This is a genomic window from Hymenobacter ginkgonis (assembly GCF_009755225.1).
GTDB classification, from domain to species: Bacteria; Bacteroidota; Bacteroidia; order Cytophagales; family Hymenobacteraceae; genus Hymenobacter; species Hymenobacter ginkgonis.
Genome location: NZ_WQKZ01000002.1, coordinates 1092223 through 1108721, shown reverse-complemented (window position 1 = coordinate 1108721; position 16499 = coordinate 1092223). Strand labels below are relative to the sequence as shown.

Annotated in this window: 15 protein-coding genes; 3 read left to right on the top strand and 12 right to left on the bottom strand. The window is 59.8% G+C overall.

The window, feature by feature from the left end; genetic code table 11:
- The first annotated feature begins 11 nt into the window (after positions 1 to 11).
- The gene (rpsB, locus tag GO988_RS10465; RefSeq protein WP_157564947.1) at positions 12 to 785 is read left to right on the top strand and encodes a 30S ribosomal protein S2; all 774 of its coding nucleotides are present in this window, start codon (positions 12 to 14) and stop codon (positions 783 to 785) included.
- Positions 786 to 950: 165 nt separating this feature from the next.
- Complete coding sequence (gene tsf, locus GO988_RS10460) at positions 951 to 1787, top strand: translation elongation factor Ts (RefSeq protein WP_157564945.1); 837 nt, start codon at positions 951 to 953, stop codon at positions 1785 to 1787.
- 567 nt (positions 1788 to 2354) lie between these two features.
- Here tsf and GO988_RS10455 read toward each other — a convergent pair.
- The 3 genes from GO988_RS10455 to GO988_RS10445 are packed head-to-tail and all read right to left on the bottom strand — an operon-like array spanning position 2355 to position 4115.
- On the bottom strand, positions 2355 to 3077 hold the full coding sequence (locus tag GO988_RS10455) for an SHOCT domain-containing protein (RefSeq protein WP_157564942.1): 723 nt from the start codon (positions 3075 to 3077) through the stop codon (positions 2355 to 2357).
- A gap of 13 nt (positions 3078 to 3090) precedes the next feature.
- The gene (locus GO988_RS10450; protein ID WP_157564939.1) at positions 3091 to 3825 is read right to left on the bottom strand and encodes a hypothetical protein; all 735 of its coding nucleotides are present in this window, start codon (positions 3823 to 3825) and stop codon (positions 3091 to 3093) included.
- A gap of 29 nt (positions 3826 to 3854) precedes the next feature.
- On the bottom strand, positions 3855 to 4115 hold the full coding sequence (locus GO988_RS10445) for a hypothetical protein (protein WP_157564937.1): 261 nt from the start codon (positions 4113 to 4115) through the stop codon (positions 3855 to 3857).
- A gap of 159 nt (positions 4116 to 4274) precedes the next feature.
- Between GO988_RS10445 and GO988_RS10440 the strand changes: the two genes are divergently transcribed.
- Complete coding sequence (locus tag GO988_RS10440) at positions 4275 to 4457, top strand: hypothetical protein (protein ID WP_157564935.1); 183 nt, start codon at positions 4275 to 4277, stop codon at positions 4455 to 4457.
- Between the two features lies 1 nt (position 4458).
- Here the strand turns inward: GO988_RS10440 and GO988_RS10435 are convergent, their stop codons facing one another.
- The 9 genes from GO988_RS10435 to GO988_RS10395 form a co-directional block, all read right to left on the bottom strand.
- Complete coding sequence (locus GO988_RS10435; RefSeq protein WP_317164834.1) at positions 4459 to 5754, bottom strand: MFS transporter; 1296 nt, start codon at positions 5752 to 5754, stop codon at positions 4459 to 4461.
- Positions 5755 to 5907: 153 nt separating this feature from the next.
- The gene (locus GO988_RS10430) at positions 5908 to 8097 is read right to left on the bottom strand and encodes an FUSC family protein (protein WP_157564933.1); all 2190 of its coding nucleotides are present in this window, start codon (positions 8095 to 8097) and stop codon (positions 5908 to 5910) included.
- 267 nt (positions 8098 to 8364) lie between these two features.
- Positions 8365 to 9942, bottom strand: coding sequence for an FAD-dependent oxidoreductase (locus tag GO988_RS10425; RefSeq protein ID WP_157564931.1), 1578 nt, complete (start codon positions 9940 to 9942; stop codon positions 8365 to 8367).
- A 111-nt stretch (positions 9943 to 10053) separates the two neighbouring features.
- Positions 10054 to 10743: an MlaE family ABC transporter permease gene (locus tag GO988_RS10420; RefSeq protein WP_232341455.1), complete on the bottom strand. Its 690-nt coding sequence runs from the start codon at positions 10741 to 10743 to the stop codon at positions 10054 to 10056.
- Positions 10744 to 10948: 205 nt separating this feature from the next.
- Entirely contained in the window at positions 10949 to 11914 is a 966-nt protein-coding gene (locus GO988_RS10415) for a bestrophin family protein (protein WP_157564925.1), read from the bottom strand.
- Between the two features lie 56 nt (positions 11915 to 11970).
- Positions 11971 to 12279 carry a hypothetical protein gene (locus tag GO988_RS10410; protein WP_198172621.1) on the bottom strand — a complete coding sequence of 103 codons (309 nt, stop codon included), beginning with the start codon at positions 12277 to 12279 and terminating at the stop codon, positions 11971 to 11973.
- A gap of 173 nt (positions 12280 to 12452) precedes the next feature.
- A complete protein-coding gene (locus GO988_RS10405; protein WP_157564919.1) occupies positions 12453 to 15053 on the bottom strand; it encodes a glycosyl hydrolase 115 family protein in 2601 nt (866 codons plus the stop codon).
- Between the two features lie 182 nt (positions 15054 to 15235).
- A complete protein-coding gene (locus GO988_RS10400) occupies positions 15236 to 16324 on the bottom strand; it encodes an endo-1,4-beta-xylanase (RefSeq protein WP_157564916.1) in 1089 nt (362 codons plus the stop codon).
- A gap of 29 nt (positions 16325 to 16353) precedes the next feature.
- Positions 16354 to 16491 (bottom strand): hypothetical protein, encoded by a 138-nt coding sequence (locus tag GO988_RS10395; RefSeq protein WP_157564914.1) that lies wholly within the window; start codon positions 16489 to 16491, stop codon positions 16354 to 16356.
- Positions 16492 to 16499 lie beyond the last annotated feature (8 nt).

Below are 16499 nucleotides of genomic sequence, written 5' to 3'. Positions count from 1 at the left end.
AGCAGACTATCATGGCTCAGTCCACCACCTATAAAGAACTGCTTGACGCGGGTGCCCACTTTGGTCATCTTACGCGCAAGTGGGACCCGAAAATGGCGCCGTATATCTTCATGGAGAAGAACGGCATCCATATCATTGACCTGAACAAGACGCTGGCTTCGCTGGATTACGCTGCCTCGGCTATTCGCAACATTGCGAAAAGCGGCCGCAAAATCATGTTCGTTGCCACCAAAAAGCAGGCCCAGGAGATTGTGCAGACGGAGGCTCAGCGCCTCAAGATGCCTTTCGTGACGGACCGCTGGCTGGGCGGGATGCTGACGAACTTCGCCACCATCCGCAAGAGCTTGAAGAAAATGAGTTCCATCGATAAGATGGTAAAAGAAAACACGGCTTACGCTGCTCTTGCTAAGCGCGAGAAACTCATGATGAATCGTGAGCGCGAGAAGCTGGAGCGTGTAATGGGCGGCATTGCCGACCTGAGCCGCCTGCCCGCTGCCCTGTTTGTGGTAGACGTGAAGCGCGAGCACATTGCTGTGAAAGAAGCCCAGAAATTGGGCATCCCGGTATTCGCTATCTGCGATACCAACTCGAACCCTGACTTGGTGCAATTTCCAATTCCGGCTAACGACGACGCCTCGAAATCTATTCAACTCATCGTGAGCGTGATGGGCAAGGCTATCGAAGATGGCCTGTCGGAGCGCAAGGTTGACAAAGAAGATGCTGACCGCAAAGAAGCCGATGAGGCTGCTATTGCCGAGAAGACGGAAGCTGATAACGAAGGCTAAGCCACTCGTTTTCAACGCCTGATGAAGAAGGGAACGGTCGAGGCACATGCTTGGCAGTTCCCTTTTTCAATTTTCGCACAGCGCAGATTCTATAATCCGTGTTTGCGTATTTCAAGATTCAATTCACCCACCAACTCGCGGACTCTCAGAATCCGCGCTACTACTATGGCCGCTATCACCGCCGCAGACGTAAATAAGCTCCGCACCATGACTGGCGCGGGCATGATGGATTGCAAAAAAGCCCTGACCGAAGCCGATGGCGACTTCGAAGCTGCTCGCGACATTCTGCGTAAGCAGGGCCAGAAAATCGCCGACAAGCGCGCCGACAATGCTACGTCGGAAGGCTTGGTACTGGTGAACGTGAGCGCCGATGGCACTACCGGCAAACTGGTAGCCTTGGCTTGCGAAACCGAATCGGTAGCTAAAGTAGCTGACTTCCGCACGCTGGTGCAGCAAATCCTCGATACGGCTATCAAAACCAACGTGGGCACCAAGGAAGACCTGCTGGCTGCTACGGAGGCCGACGGCCGCACTGTACAGGAGCACATCACCGAGCTAACCGGCAAAATCGGTGAGAAGCTCGACCTGACTTATGCTACGCTGACCGCTGAAAAAGTAGCTTCGTACATCCACTCGGATAACAAGAAGGGCGTACTCGTAGGCCTGAAGAATGTAGGCGGCGCCGACACCAACGAAGTTGGCCGCGACGTAGCGATGCAAATCGTAGCTATGAAGCCCGTTGCCGTTGACAAAGACGGGGTGGACTCGGCTACGGTAGAACGCGAAATCGAAATCGGCAAAGAGCAGGCGCGTGCTGAAGGCAAGCCCGAGGCTATGCTGGAGAAAATCGCCCAAGGCAAGCTCAACAAATTCTACAAAGACAACACCCTGCTCAACCAGGAGTTTGTAAAGGATAACTCGCTGACCATCGCTCAATTGCTCGACAAAACGTCGAAAGGCATGACGGTTGAGTCGTTCAAGCGCGTAGCAATCGGCGCTTAGTTTCTAACCCGAAAATGCTTTAAAATAAAACCCCGCTGGCAATACGCCAGTGGGGTTTTTATTTGTGGTATGGATGCTCCTTCTAGCCCGCTACTACGAGTTGCGCATGTGTTAGCCATAACAATTGGCACCTTCTTATTAGATGGGTTAATAACAGCATATCTATGGGCTCAAGGAGTTAATCTTGCTACTATGGACAGAGTAGAGCCCGGAGAGTCCGGCTTTCTTATAGAACCGCTTCCTAGCAGCTTTAGATGGTTGCTATGCACATTGTTCCTTATGAATGCTTGGCTGTTGCTGTACTTACTAAAGAAAAGGCAGCAACGGTATGCGTTGGGCTTTGCGGTAGGAGCAGTAGTACCGATGGGATTTTCAATCGCCATCCTAACATCAGCGTGAGCGATATGGGGCCATGCGCACCCCTAGCTCACGCATTTTTGCGCAGATTGAGATAAAAGAAGTTATTATCGATAAGGTAGCAGGAAGTGCTTCAGTTCTTTTCGCCAGAGAAGAACTGAAGCACTTCCACCTCAGACTACGGAAGCTACCGAGCAAGCTACCCTAAAGTCATAGCTTGCTAGCTGCTGCCGAATCAGCCGCCACAGGTGGGGCAACAGGCGTAACCTTCACTGGTGCAGGCGGCGCAGAGATAGGTGCGGCTACCGAGTCGGCGCGAAACTTAGTAGCCGCTGCAGGAGCGATTGGCGGCGTAGCGGGCGCCACCCGAATAGTCTCGGGCGCGGTAGTCGGGGGTAGGGTTATCTGCTCAGCCTGAGGGCCTACCTCGGGGGCTACAGCGGTAGAGTCGGCAGCGGTTTGGCTGGCACTGGTCAAGTGCTCGCTATCGGGCTGATTTCCGAGGGCTAAGTACAGCACGATAGCGAGCAATACCAGCGCGCCGCCTACAGCAAATACCCATGTGAGTGGGTTGCGGCGCTCGGCTTCTGGGTCGCTGGGGGTTTCTGCAGAAAGCAGCATGGGCGCTGGGGCCGCTAGCCAGTCGGCCGCCGCAGGGGGGGTAGGCGTAGGCAGAAGCGTTTCGGCAGGAGGTGGCTCAGGGGCTGGCTCTAAAAAATCGGTGGGCGAAAGCAGGTCGGCTGCAGGCGCTGCCGCGGCGGGCACCAAGGGCATAGGCGGCACCGGCGTTTCAACCGGCCCTGTCCCCTCTTTACCAAAAATCAATTGTTGCTTGAGTGCCTCAAACTCGGCAGGCGTGAGGGTACCTGCATCAAGCATTTCCTTGAGCTGCCGCAGCGTATTGATGGGCGAGTGGGCATCGGAAGGATTCATGGGGGTAGGCGGACTATTTTTTAGGAGCTACGGAATTGAGACGGTCGCGGCGGCGCTCTAAGTTGAGGCGGGCAGCTTCGCGCAGTTGGGCATTCGAAATCAGCTGCACGCTGTCTTGGCGTATTTGCAGCACGTTGGCTTGGTTCTGGCGCAATAGCTCGTCGATGCGCTTGAGGTTGGAGGCAGTGTTGCTTTGGGCTGACTGCGTACTGCGTTCCAGCTTGGTTTTCTGCTTTTCGACGGCATCTACGCTGTTTTCAGCATCGGCTACTTGTTGGCGATAAGCGTTTACACGCGCCGCGGTGCTGTATTTGGCAAGAATATTACGTAGGCCTTTGATTTCGGGCACCGTGCGACCAGGTTCGAAGAAAGTTTTATCGCCAAAAGCTCCGAACAGTGCTACTTCGGTAGTCGAGTCGCTGGGGGCGCTCAGCGCGGCGTAGAGGTCTACGGCGCGGCTCGACACGCCAATGCCTGATACCTGCTGCGCCGAGAGCTCGTCTTTTTTGCCTACCCCCAGGCTGGCGAGTGCCCCACTTTTGAGGCGCACGTTGTAGGTATCCTTCATGAAATCCTGCAAAAAGCTACGGGTGTTAGCCACCGTGCCATCTACCTGCACCTTCACGGCAAATACCTCGCGGCGGTCGTGGGTAATGGTGCCATCTTGGATTTCGTAGAGCTGCGCCTGGGCGGGGGTAGCAACCAAAGCCAACGCACTAGCCAACAACGCAATGCAAATTTTAATCATGTCAAAAAGTAAGGGATAAACACGTAAACTTAGCGCAGCTCGTGGCGGGCAAAGGCGGCGCGCAGGTCTTGCTGCATGGCCTGGAAACGCGCTACGGCGGCGGTGAGAAACTCGTCGTCGAGAATTTGGCGGATTTCTACGTCGGGCGGCACCACCCCGTTCATGTCCAGTTCGGCCACCTTATACGTTTGTTCCAGCGGGCCCTGCTCCAATTTGAGCAGGTATTTGCCATTCCAGGCCAAAAGCGTGATTTTAACTTGGGGATACGGGATAATAGCAACCTGGCGCATGGGGTAGGGTAACGAGCTTGAACAGGCGAAGATAGGCGGCCCAGCCGTGGCGACGCTCCGATAAACTGAGCCTTAACCACCCAACGCTGGGCCGCGTAAACTAGTGTAGTCGGCTAACCTAACTCAGCCGTCATTTTTTCACTACTTATCCTTACTACTATGCCACAAGGAGATAAGTCGAAATACACCGACAAGCAGCAGCGCCAAGCCGAGCACATCGAGGAAAGCTACGAGAAAAAGGGGGTGCCCGCCGACGAGGCCGAAGCCCGCGCCTGGGCTACCGTGAATAAGCAGGACGGCGGCGGCAAAAAGCCTGGCGGCTCGGGCCGCAAGAAATCGTAAGTTAGCCGGCAGTTACCAGCTGGGGCGCGAGGCGGGAGCGGTACAGCGCCACCACGAGCCCCAGCAATAGCCCACCGCAGCACAAGCCGATGATGGGCGCGGTCGTGATTTCGAGCAGCCAGCCATTGAGGTAGCTGGCTGTGACGGTGCACAGGTTGACCAAGGCCATGTACGTTGTGAACTGCGAGCCCTCGATTTTGGGGCGGCAATAGGCCATCAGCAAGGGCATAGCGGCGATACTGAGCAATGGGTCAGCAATATTGACCATTACTAAACCGCTAAAACTGACTACTTTATTTATCCAAAAGGGTGACAGGCAATTAAATAGCAGCAGAAAACCGGCCATACCTACCAGGCCCCAGCGCTGGAGCCGCCCGGCCCCTAGCCGGTCAACCAGCACGCCGCCACCCATGAGCACGGCAAATGACAGTAGGCTGCCCCAAGTACCTTGCAGGATGGATACCTCGGCGTCGGGCCAGCGCAGGGTATGAATGAGGTGGAAGGCGTAGGCATTGCCAAAGAGCGACGCCGCTAGGTAGCTCAAAATGATGATGAGAAAGGCACGCAGGCTGTGCTTTTCGACCATGCTATGCCACAGCTCGCGAAAAAGCCAGCCTAGCGCGGGGTTTTCTTCGTCGGGATGGGTGCCGAGGGGCACCGGACGGCGGCCCTGGCCAATACGCGGCAGCAGTTGGTCGGTGCGCTCAAGCTTGATGAAAAACGTGAGGATAGTAAACACTAGCAAGGCCAGTGACTGCGCCAGCGCCGCTCGCCCAAAGCCGCCGTGGTGCAGCAGATACGCCAGCACGGCGCCGCCCATGGCCCAGCCCAGCAGCGAGCCTGCCCGCATAAAGGCATTGACGCGCCCCCGCTCGGCCACGGGCACTACCGAGATGGCGATGGCATCGACGCTGGCATCTTGGATGGAGGCGAACACGCTATGCACAAAAAACACCAGCCCCAACAGCGAAATCTGCCGTACTGGGTCGTGCACTAGCAGCAGCGACAACGACGCCAGCATGGCCACCAGTTGCGTAAGCACTACCCACTGCTTGCGGTGCCCGATGATGGAGTACTGGTACTTGTCGATGAGCGGCCCCCACACAAATTGGAACGTCCAGGGCAACCCTACAATGGCGGCAAACGACCCCACCGACTTCGCCGACAAGCCCTGCCCAATGAGGTAATTATACACCGCCGTGAGCGCAAACCCCGAGGGAATGCCCTGCATCACATACAGGTAAAAAAATGTGAAATAGCGCAGCCGGGCGCTATCGCGGAGGACGAGGTGTTTCACTAGCAGCTATTTGCGGTCCTAACGTTGGCGCACGGGTAGAGGTTAGCTAGTAACCAGCCCTATGTCGATGGCCTACGCGTATCTGACTAGTTATCTGCCTGGTTAGGTTTGTGCGGTCGAGTTTTGGTATAGTGCCGCTGGCCCCCTACCCTCCTACTTCAGCAGCAGGTCGGTTACTTTGCCCAGGTCGGCACTTACTTTTTGGAGGAAGGCTAGTTGCTCGGGCAGGGTGCGGTCGGTGGCCGTGGCGGTGGCGCTGTCGGCGCGCACCTCAGCAGCCAGGGCGGGGGTAGGGTCGTCGGCTGGCAGGGGGGTAGGCGTAGCAGCTAGCCGGGCCAGGCTTTTGCTGAGGGCTGCCTGGGCACTCACGAGTGCGCGGCGGCCCTCGGGCGGTACGGTGGGGGTAGCATCGGTGGCCTCTTGCCAGGTGGCGGTAAGGGCCGAAATATTGGACGATAAAATGTGGTTCAAGACCACAAACTGGTGAATTTCGGTGGGGTGGCGGCGGGTGCGGCGGGGCTCGGACAGCATCCGCTGGAAGGCCGCTGCCAGGTTAGCCGAGGCCACGTACACGTCTTTGCGCAGCAGGCGGTAGGTAGTAGCAGGCACCTCGCGGCCGGCCAAGCGGTCGGCTAGCTGGCGCAAGTAGGCCAAGTTGGCACGCAGTGTGGCGGTCAGCAAATCGGGCAGCTGGTCGCTTTCCCACCGCGGAAATAGCAGATAAGCCGTGCCGAACGCGATGGCGCAGCCAATAACCGTATCCGCAATACGCTCCTTGATGATACCTAGGTAGGCCTGCCCTAAAAAGGTAAACATGATGAGCAGATACGCCGTGAGGAAAATAACCGTCACCAAGTATTGGGTGCGTTGAAATGTATAGGCCACTACCATAAACACCAGCAGGAAGCCAAAACGCACGTCGCCATCGGGCACAGCCCACAGAATAAAGGCTCCCAGCACACCCCCCACCAGCGTACCGATAATACGCTGAATATTACGCTCGCGCGTGAGGCTAAAGCCAGGCTTGAGCATGATGGTGACCGTCATTAATATCCAGTAGTTGTGCTGGCCGTGCCAGAGCAGTTCGGCCAGCACAAACGCCACTACGCAGGCCACGCTCATGCGCACGGCGTGCCGAAACACCGAGGAGCTTAACGTTAGGTTTTGGCCGAAGGCGCTGAACTCCAGCTCCTGGTGCGACACGAAGCGGCCGTGGTTGGCCACGCGGCCAGGGTCGGGGCTGGTGGTCGCCAAGCTTTCGCTGAAATAGCGCTGAATGTTGCTCACCCGCCGGGCCAGGTCGCGCAGGTTCACCAATATTTTCTTGAGCACCAGCGTGCTGAGGCCGGTGTCGGCATCGGGGGGGGGTAGGGCGGCAATGCGGGTTTGCAAGCGGGCGAGCTCGGGGGTGCGGTCAGGCGGCGGGGTGCCGTAGGCGCGGTTGACCAGGATGGCGCTGCCCAGGTAGTCGAGGTCGGTGGCGAGGCGACTGAGCAGCGCTTCAATTTCGCTGAGAATACCGCTCGCCCCAAACGCCCGGCGCAGCACTGCGTAGTCGTAGTAGCTGGCCGTAATGTGGTCGTAGAGGTCCACGGCCTCGGTAAAGGTGAGCACCAGGCGGCGACCAGCGCTGGTGCTTTCGCTCACTATTTGGCGCGAGCGAAAAATTTGGTCGCGCACGGCCTCCTGCTTTTCATTCACCACCACTTGCTGGGCCACGAGGCGGCGGTAGTCGTCGTCGAGGTCGGTGGCACTGTTATAAAACGTCGCTTTTAGCTTGAGGAAGCCCGCCATGGCGTGCAGGCACTCGCCGAGCGCCTGCTGAGCGCCGCGATAGGGCAGCGCTTGCTGCTGCAACAGCGCCAGCAGCATATACCACAGCCCCCCCAGCAGTAGCAGGCCTACGTGGGGCAGTAGGTCGGGCAGGCTGGGCGGGTGGGCCAGCGTGAGGGCCATGGCCAGCAGCGCCGCCGAACCCACGGCGCCCGCCCGCGCGCCCCAGACCAGCAGCATCGTGAGCCCGAAGCTGAGCCCCGCAATGAGGGCACCCATCAGCACGGGGTGGCCTTCGACCAGCCCCATTAGCACGACTACCACGGCTACGGCCCCCAGCGCAGCCAAGTGGCCGTTGCGGCGATGGTTGGGCGGGCCTGGCGTGTCGGTTACGCTCAGGCACACCGCCCCGGTCGAGATGGTGATGCCCGCCGCAAACTGCCCCCATTGCGCCCCCAGCAACGCCGGCAACAAAATGGCCAGCGTCGTGCGCAGCCCATCGGAGAAGTGCTGGCTGAAGAAAAAATAAGACAAGTCGCGACGCGACAATCGGGGCAGAGAAAACGACATGAGTGCCCGAAAATACGCGGCTAGGCCCTGAATGATACAGCGCACCAGCTGCTGCACTTGCAACAATGGCCGCGAGTATCGCTAGTACAGCTGTTTTTGTCTTACGCGCATCTGATTGCCAAAAAGAACGTCCTGCGGAGCTTGTCGAAGCCGCTCGCTCGCGCCGTTAAGGAATAATCCAACGGCGCGAGCGAGCGGCTTCGACAAGCTCCGCAGGACGTTCTTATTAAACAGTTTCCTAAATGGTAATAGGGCAAGGCTCATTACCTACCCCTCCACTTTGGGCAAGTCCGAGTTGGCCGGGCCGGCCAGCAGCTCGCCCAGCGCCGTGAAGCGCGAGCCGTGGCAAGGGCAGTCCCAGCTGGTTTCGAGGGGGTTCCAGTGCACCACGCAGCCCAGGTGCGGGCAGATGGCCGAGCACTCGTGCAGCTGGCCAGCGGGGTCGCGGTAGGCGGCCACCTTGGTAAGGCCGCGGCGCAGCACCGCGCCCTGGCCGGCCGCGATTTCGTCGGCCGACGCCACATCGCCGCCCGTAAGCAAGTCGGTGTACTCGAAGGCCACGTTGAGGTTTTCGAGGGCAAACTCCTTCGCCGATTCGGCCTTGGCCGTAATGCGGCCGGGGTCGTAGAGGTTGGCCCAGGGATTGGGGCGGCCCTGCACCAGGTCGGTGATGAGCAAGGCGCCCAGCGTGGCGTGCGTCATGCCGTGGCCCGAGTCGCCGGTGATGATGAACACGTTGTCGCGGTCGAGCGGGTTGCGGCCGGCATAGCCCAGCGAGTCATTAGGCTCTAGCACCTGCCCACTCCAGCGGTAGTCTATCTGCTGCACTTTAGCGGCAAACTTCTCGCGCACCCAGTCTTCGAGGCAACGCAGGTGGCTTTCGGGGTCGGCTTCCTGGCCGGTTTTGTGGTCCTCGCCGCCTACCAGCAGCAAGTCGTAGTCAGCGCCTTCCACCGCTTGCAGCCGGATGTAGTGGTAGGGGTCGGCGGTATCCCAGAATAGCGCTGGGGCCACGCTGCCTTTGGGCACCCGCGCTGCCAGGGCGTAGGTGCGGTAGGAGCCCTGCTTGGTGTGCATTACTACTCGGTCGTTGAAGGGCGAATTAGTGGCTACTACAATGGCTTGGCGCACGGCGAGGGTGTGGCCGCTAGTCGTGCGCACTTCGGCAGCGCTACCCCCCTTCACTTCGTCGGCGCGGGTATGGCAGTAGATGCGCCCGCCCTGCCGGATGATAGCTTCGGCTAGCCCCGCTAAATACTTCAAAATATGAAATTGCCCCTGGCCCGGAAAGTGCAGGCACTCGCCCGTTTCGAAGCCTACGCTGCCGGGTCTGGGCAGCCACTCCACGTCGGTGAGGCCGGCGCGGTGGGCGGCTTCCAGCTCATCCATCAGCTCTTGGTGGGTGCCGCTGGCGGGCAGGAAAAGGTAGCCGGGCAGGCGCGCGAAGTCGCAGTCGATGTGTTCTTCCTGCACCAGCTGCTCGATGCGGGCAATGGCGGCGCGGTGGCTTTCGGCGGCCAGGCGGCTACCATCCAGACCAAACAGGTTTTCAAGGGTCGTAAACCGGTCATCGAGGGCGTAGGAAAGGTGCGCCGTGGTGCGGCCCGACTCGCCCGATGCCAGGGCGCCGTCTTCGAGCAGTACCACGGCGCGGCCTTCCTTGCTTAGCAGGTAAGCCGTGGTGAGGCCCGCGATGCCGCCGCCAATAACCACGACATCGGCGGTGGCGTCTTCGGCCAGGGCGGGGTAGTCGGGCAGCGCCGGGGCGGTGCCAAACCACGACGAGAGCGTAGTGCCAGACGTGTCCTCGGGGGGCAGCGGGTGGGAAGCGGGGGTAGCAGCCATGGGCGAAAGCAAGGAGCGCGAAAAGGTTAATTTCCCGAGCTTACGCCTTCCCCCGACCACTGGTTAAGGTCGAGTATTGATTAGCAGCGGCACCAGCTAGGCCACTGGCGCTTAAAGCAGCACGCTAGCCAGCACGTAGTCGGCTAGCAGGATGGAGATAATGGAGTTGGTGACGGCTGCGGTGCTGGCCTTACCTACTTCGAGGGCGCCGCCGCGCAGCGTGTAGCCTTTGTAGGCCGAAATAGCCGACACCAGAAACGCGAACACAATGGACTTGATGATGGCGAACAGCACCGTGTAGGGCTTGAACGCGTAGCGAATGCCCTCGATATAGTCGGCGCCCGGCATGGTACCCGACAGCTGGGTGGCCACGTAGCCGCCCAATATGCTCAGGTTCATGGCCAATATAACCAGCAGCGGAAACACAAAAAGCGCGGCCAGCACCCGCGGCAGCACCAGGTACGAGGCCGAGTTGATACCCATCGCGTCGATGGCCGAAATCTGCTCCGTAATGCGCATCGTGCCCAGCGAGCCGGCAATGGCCGAACCCACTTTGCCGGCCAGCACCACCGAAATGATGGTGGGCGCCAACTCTAGGATGGTCATTTCGCGCACCATGAAGCCCACCGTGCTCATCGGAATGAGCGGATTTATCATATTGTAGGCAATCTGCACGCAGGTAACGGCGCCGATAAACGTCGATACCAGCCCCACAATGAACACCGAGTCGGTGCCGATTTCTACGGCTTCTTCGAGCGTGCGCTGCCACAATACTTGCCGCCGCTCGGGTCGGGTCACCATGGCCTGCATCAACAGTACGAACCGGCCGAAAGCAGTTATCGGCCGGGGATAATTATATTTCACTCCACTTAGCATAACAAGGCAAAGGTACTGTCCACGGCCAGCAAGACGCGGCCAGTATCCTTTTGCTTTAAACAACCAAGTGGTGTGCTTTGCTTTTTGCCGCACGCCGCTCGGTTGCTTCTCTCCTACCTACCCCCCGCTTTTAGTACAGCACATCCTCAACGGGCTGCAAGGGTTTGGGCAGGTCGGTTTCGCCAAGCAGCTCGCGCAGGTCGATTTCGATGGAGCGGCAGATGGTGGTCATCGGCACGTCGTTCACTTCGTTGTCAAAGGGGTTTTCACTGTTGTGGCCCACTTTCTCGATGGTGTGAAATACCCAGCTGACCAAGGTCGCAAATGGCACCATCAGCCACACGTGGTAAGGCCCGAGGGCCAGCCGGCTGTCAAATTCCTCGACTAGGCCCAGCGGCAGCACCGCCGCAAATAGCCACACAAACACGAAACTGAAGTAAGCATACTGCCGCGGAAACGGCGTGTTCTTGATGCGCTCGCAGGCGCCCTGGGCGTTGAATAAATCCTGAATCGTGTCCATCATCGCCACGTGGCGATACTCGGTGAGCAAGCCGCGCTGGTGCAGCTCCAGCACCTCGCGGCTCTGGTGGCGCAGCAGGTGGGTAGGCGGGTTGGCGGTGCGGCTGAGGGCACGGTCGGCGGGGTCGGTGAGGTAGGGCGCCACTTCGGCATCCCAGCGCTCGGCGGTTTGGCGGCGCAGGTGCAGGCGCAGGGCGTTGCACCAGGCCAACTGGCGGTAGAGAAGGCGGCGGTGCAGCTCGTGCAGTTCTTGGCTGTCGGGTATGCGCTCGTTGGGGGTAGCCTGCACAAAGTCAAACACCCGCAAGGCCCACGTACGCGAGGTGTTCACGATAGAGCCCCAGAGCTGCCTACCCTCCCAAAAACGGGCGTAGGAGCCGTTGCTCTTAAAGCCGATGTAGAAGGCTACGGCCGTACCCAGCATGGCTACTGGCGCCCACGGAATGTCGAGCCAGTGCACGTTGAGCGGCCCGTAGAGAAGGCCCACTAGGGCATCGTAGGTAGCGAAGACAAGCAGCGGCCGCCAACCATAGTTTCGCCAAACGAAAAGCGGACGCAGACTTTTGCGGGTGTACATGTAGTGTTAATGAAGCTGAAAGGGCGTGTAAAGAAACGCCAGCCAGCCCCACCTAGTTAGCGTTGCCGGCGCGGGCGCAGAAGCACTACGTCGTTTTGGCGTAATACGAGGAGGCAGAAAAGCCGGCCATCGGCGCTAACGCGTAGCGCTTGCGCGGGCGCCGCAGCCGGCTGGGTGGCGGCCCACAATTGCGCTTCCTGCGCACGCCTGAGCTGGGCCGGGCGGCCCGCTTTTAAGTAAGCGGAGTAGGCATCGTAGCGCTCGTAGCCGGTGCGCTCTTGCGTGAGCGTAATAGGTGCCGGGCGGCAAGTGGCGCAGGACCAGGCGCACCGCACCAGCCGTGGCTGCGGGCTGCGGCCGCCCAAAATATTACTAGTCGGCCTCGGCGCCCTGGGCAGGGGTAGTAAAATTCCAGCGCAGCACCTGCACATTGCCCGCCGCGTCGGTGGTTACTTAGGCCTTACGCACAGCTACGTCGATAACGCGGGCAGCGGGGGTAGCAACCCAGAAACAAAACGCATACGCATTAGCCTGAGAACTATCGGCTTCCCAAGCTACCCAGCACAGCTTCGCCCTTGCCTTTGCCAGCGCCGTTTTCGGGTGGGCCCAGGTAGCTGGGGGGTAGGGCGCCGGGGCTAACCACTAGCTTTTCGAGCACCACGCCGGGGTCAACGCGCCAGAATTTGAGCGTGTGTGGGCCGGCGGCCGCCACGTGGTGCTGCGAGGTTTTGATGATGATGTTGTCGGCCACGGCCTGCTCCCAAGGGCGATTTCCATTGTCGGGGTTGAGGCCGGTGTGCAGGTTGATAATTTGCGGCGCTTCGTCGTCGAGCGACACGGCGTAGCGCAGGCCAGAAGTATTGGTGAAGTCCAGCGTCGGCGCGAGGTAGGCGCTCACCGCCACGGGGCCGGCCTGGGCTAGCGTGAAGCGGTAGTCGAGGTGTGGGCTGCTACCCCCCGGCGCGGCGGTAGGCGCGGCCGTAGCCGGAAAAGTGGTGACGGCGCCCAGCGTGCGGCCCAAATCGGGCAGGCGCTGCCAGGTGGTGGCTCCGGCATTTACAGCTTGGGTATAGTGCTCAGCCTCAAAGGACACGTAATCGGAGCGGGCGGGCGCGGCGGGGGTGGCGGGCGTCGGCGCGGCACCGGGGGGTAGGGTTAGCACCTCCGGCATTTTGTCCACGGGGGGCTGCTGCCAGTAGGTGTAGCCAATGTGGGTCTGGTCCATCATATGGTTCCACTTGCCCCCGGCCAGCGCGTGGTAGCGATTTTTAATCTCGGCGTCCTTCTCGAATAGCGCTTTCGCCTTAGCGGCTAGCTCGTTGGTGTTGGTCTGGCCGGTTTTAGCGGCCTCGCGGTTGAGGGCCACGGTGTAGTACAGCTCGTTGAGGTTGGCACAGGCCTGCACCGGGTGCAGCACCAGCTCGTAGTAGGCGTCGCGACCGGTAGCGGGCAGCTTTTGGTTGATGGCCTCAGCGCGCGCTAGCAGAGTGTTGTAGTCGGCTACCACGGTTTCGGCTTCGCGAAAATTACTGAGGCTGTACGTAGTAGCGTCGAGCAGCTCAGGCTTGCGCCGGGCGTTATACTTAGCATATCTGGCCAGGATGTCGGCGATGTCGGCCGCGTATTTAGGACCAAACTGCTGCGCCGCCCAGCGCTGGGTGTAGGCCCCTACCCCATCGGCGGGGATGGCGTCGGGGTTCCAAGCATAGTCGAGAAAGAACGAGATGGGGAGTTCCATCGGCTTCAAGTCGCCGACGTTCACAATCCAGACGCGGTCGGCGCCGTACGCGTGGGCCAGGTGCATCTGCTCCCAAACCCGGGGTAGCGGATTGGTGTTTAGCCATTTGTAGTTGCGCGGGCCACCCACGTAGTCGAAGTGGTAATAGATGCCGTAGCCGCCGCGCCGGGGCTTGTCGCCGAGTTTGGGCAGCTTGCGCAGGTTGCCCCAGTTATCGTCGCAAAGTAGCAGCGTCACATCGTCGGGCACGCGCATGCCCTTGTCGTAGTAATCCTGCACCTCCTTGTAGAGGGCCCACATTTGTGGGGTTTGGTCGGCTGGCTTATGCGTTTCTTCGGCCAAAATGCTGCGCTGGTCAGCCACTATTTTTTCGAGCAGGGCAATGTTGCTCCCCTCGCTCATGGGCTCGTCCCCGTCGCCGCGCATACCGATGGTCACGATGCTTTCGTGGGTGCCCATATTCTTGATGCCCTGGCGCCAGAATTCTTGCAGCACCGGCGCATTGGTCTGGTAGTTCCAGGCGCCTTTGCCGTAGCGCTTCCACTCCTGCTGGGCACGCAGCATGGGTTCGTGGTGCGAGGTGCCCATCACAATGCCGTAGGTATCGGCCAGCGCGGGGTCGGTTTTGTCGTCGTCATTAAAGGCATTGCCCCACATGGCGGGCCACAGGTAATTGCCTTTCAGCCGGAGAATTAGCTCGAACATGTGCTCGTATGCCTGGTGGTTGACGCCGCCAAATTTCTCCTTGGCCCAGCCCGCAAAAGCCGGCGCTTCATCGTTGATGAAAATGCCGCGGTACTTCACCTTGGGCTCGCCCAGCGTGTGGCGGCCGGCGGCCACGTAGAGGCTTTTTTGCGGCACTACGGGCACGTCGGCCCACCAGTACCAGGGCGACACGCCCATCTGCTGCGACAAGTCGTAGAGGCCGTAGATGGTGCCGCGCTTGTCGCTGCCCGCCACTACCAAGGCGCTAACCACGCCCGGCAAGGGGTTATCAACCGCCTGCACCACAAAGGTTTCCCAGCGGCCGGCCAGGTTGGCCACGTCGAGCTTACCGCTTTGCACCAACCCGTCAATCAGCGGGCTGTGGCCCACCGTGCCGATGAGCACCACTGGCTGCTTGCCCTTGGGCTGGTCGGTGAGGAAGGTGGGCTCGTGGCCCGTCACGCGGTTGATGTCGGCCTGCACATCGCGCACGGTGCGTAGCACGCCCGGCCAGTCGTTTTCGCTGGCGTAGAGCGTAGCGGCCCTACCCCCCGCTACCAGCGGGAAGCTGCCCGCGCTTTTTTTGGCCGAGATATAGTGGTCGGCCAGCGGCGGCAAGGCCGGTTGGGCAATGCCTAGCGCGGGAGCTAGCAAGAGCAACAGTGCAACGCGGCTGAAGTGGGAAAGGAAGGGCATGGAATAAGAAGAATGAGTAACAAAAAGCAGCACGGGCAGGTCAACCGGCGTTCAGCCCCCTACCCCCTCGCTTGATGCGCGATATCCTGTAAGCGAGGAGAGCCTAACGATTGCAAATCGCGCCGTCGTGGCTCCCCTCTCCCCAAGGAGAGGGGTAGGGGGTGAGGTCGAACGCCAGGCCGCTAGAATTTTACCACTTCGTAATAAGCCGGCTTTGGCTTAAAATTCTCGTCAAACAGCAAGGGGTGGTTTTTGCGGCCGGCTACGGGATAAGTATCGAGCCAGGAGTAGTGGTCGGAGATGTTCCAGAACGTGATGCCCGTCATGTATTTGGCTTCGTCGCGGAAGACCTTGAAAAACAGCTTATACTGCGCCGTTTGCTTCTGCTGCATCTCGGGCGTGTAGGCGTCCGACTCGTCGGGGCGCCTGGCGCGGCGGTCCTTCTCCCAGGGGTACACCGACACGTCGAGCTCGGTTACCTGCACCTTCAGGCCCAGCGAACCAAAGCGCTCAATGGTGGTGCGCAGTTCCTGCTCAGTAGGCTCTACCAGCGACCAATGTCCTTGCAAGCCCACGGCGTCGATGGGCACATGGGCATCCTTCAATTTCTTGAGCAGCTTGTAGATGCGCTCCATCTTCTCGGGTCGCTCGGTGTTGTAGTCGTTGTAGAATAGCACCGCCTGGGGGTCGGCGGCGTGGGCGTAGCGGAAGGCTTCGGCAATGAAATCCTCGCCGCAGATTTTATACCAGTCCGAATTGCGTAGAAACTCGTTTGGGTTGTCGGCAATGGCCTCGTTCACCACGTCCCAGGCGTAGATTTTGCCTTTGTAGCGCTTCACCACGGCGTCGATGTGGTCGTGCAAGCGCTTCAGCAATACCTCTTTACTAACCTGGCTGCCGTCAGCATTTTTAAACAGCCACTTGGGCGTTTGCTCATGCCAGCAGAGGTTATGGCCACGCACCCGCAACTTATGCCCCTGCGCAAAATCCACGATGGCATCGGCGGGGCCCCAGTTGTAGCGGTTTTCCTCGGGGTGAATCGGCCCCATCTTCATGTCGTTCTCCGGCGTCAGGCTATTGAACTGCTGTAAAATGAGGGCGGTTTCGGCCGGGTTTTTCAAGGCTTGCGTCGACACAGCTACCCCGATGGGGAAGTATTGCTGGTAGTAATCCTTGAGGCCTTTGTCGGCGGCGGGGCGCTGGGCAGTGAGGCCCGCCACCCCAATTAGCAGCAGGCCGGCCAGGCCAAAGTGGTGGAAATTTACTTTCATAGGGAGGAGGTTAGGTGTTTAGTAGCTTGTCATTTATCCTCGGCTTTGCCGGGGGGTAGGGCCTGCACTCGGCCGCGTGGCCCTACCCCAGCCCCCAGCAAAATGCCCGCCCCACTGCTCGCCAGCCGGCTCCGGGTAGAGCCAGTGGCGAGTAGCAGGGCGGGCAATTGGGGCT

Bases quoted from the DNA above. Each gene is read 5' to 3' on its own strand.
- GO988_RS10415 (WP_157564925.1), bottom strand. From the start codon at position 11,914: ATGTACACCCGCAAAAGTCTGCGTCCGCTTTTCGTTTGGCGAAACTAT.
- rpsB (WP_157564947.1), top strand. From the start codon at position 12: ATGGCTCAGTCCACCACCTATAAAGAACTGCTTGACGCGGGTGCCCAC.
- tsf (WP_157564945.1), top strand. From the start codon at position 951: ATGGCCGCTATCACCGCCGCAGACGTAAATAAGCTCCGCACCATGACT.
- GO988_RS10405 (WP_157564919.1), bottom strand. From the start codon at position 15,053: ATGCCCTTCCTTTCCCACTTCAGCCGCGTTGCACTGTTGCTCTTGCTA.
- GO988_RS10450 (WP_157564939.1), bottom strand. From the start codon at position 3,825: ATGATTAAAATTTGCATTGCGTTGTTGGCTAGTGCGTTGGCTTTGGTT.
- GO988_RS10455 (WP_157564942.1), bottom strand. From the start codon at position 3,077: ATGAATCCTTCCGATGCCCACTCGCCCATCAATACGCTGCGGCAGCTC.
- GO988_RS10445 (WP_157564937.1), bottom strand. From the start codon at position 4,115: ATGCGCCAGGTTGCTATTATCCCGTATCCCCAAGTTAAAATCACGCTT.
- GO988_RS10440 (WP_157564935.1), top strand. From the start codon at position 4,275: ATGCCACAAGGAGATAAGTCGAAATACACCGACAAGCAGCAGCGCCAA.
- GO988_RS10425 (WP_157564931.1), bottom strand. From the start codon at position 9,942: ATGGCTGCTACCCCCGCTTCCCACCCGCTGCCCCCCGAGGACACGTCT.
- GO988_RS10400 (WP_157564916.1), bottom strand. From the start codon at position 16,324: ATGAAAGTAAATTTCCACCACTTTGGCCTGGCCGGCCTGCTGCTAATT.
- GO988_RS10430 (WP_157564933.1), bottom strand. From the start codon at position 8,097: ATGTCGTTTTCTCTGCCCCGATTGTCGCGTCGCGACTTGTCTTATTTT.
- GO988_RS10420 (WP_232341455.1), bottom strand. From the start codon at position 10,743: ATGGTGACCCGACCCGAGCGGCGGCAAGTATTGTGGCAGCGCACGCTC.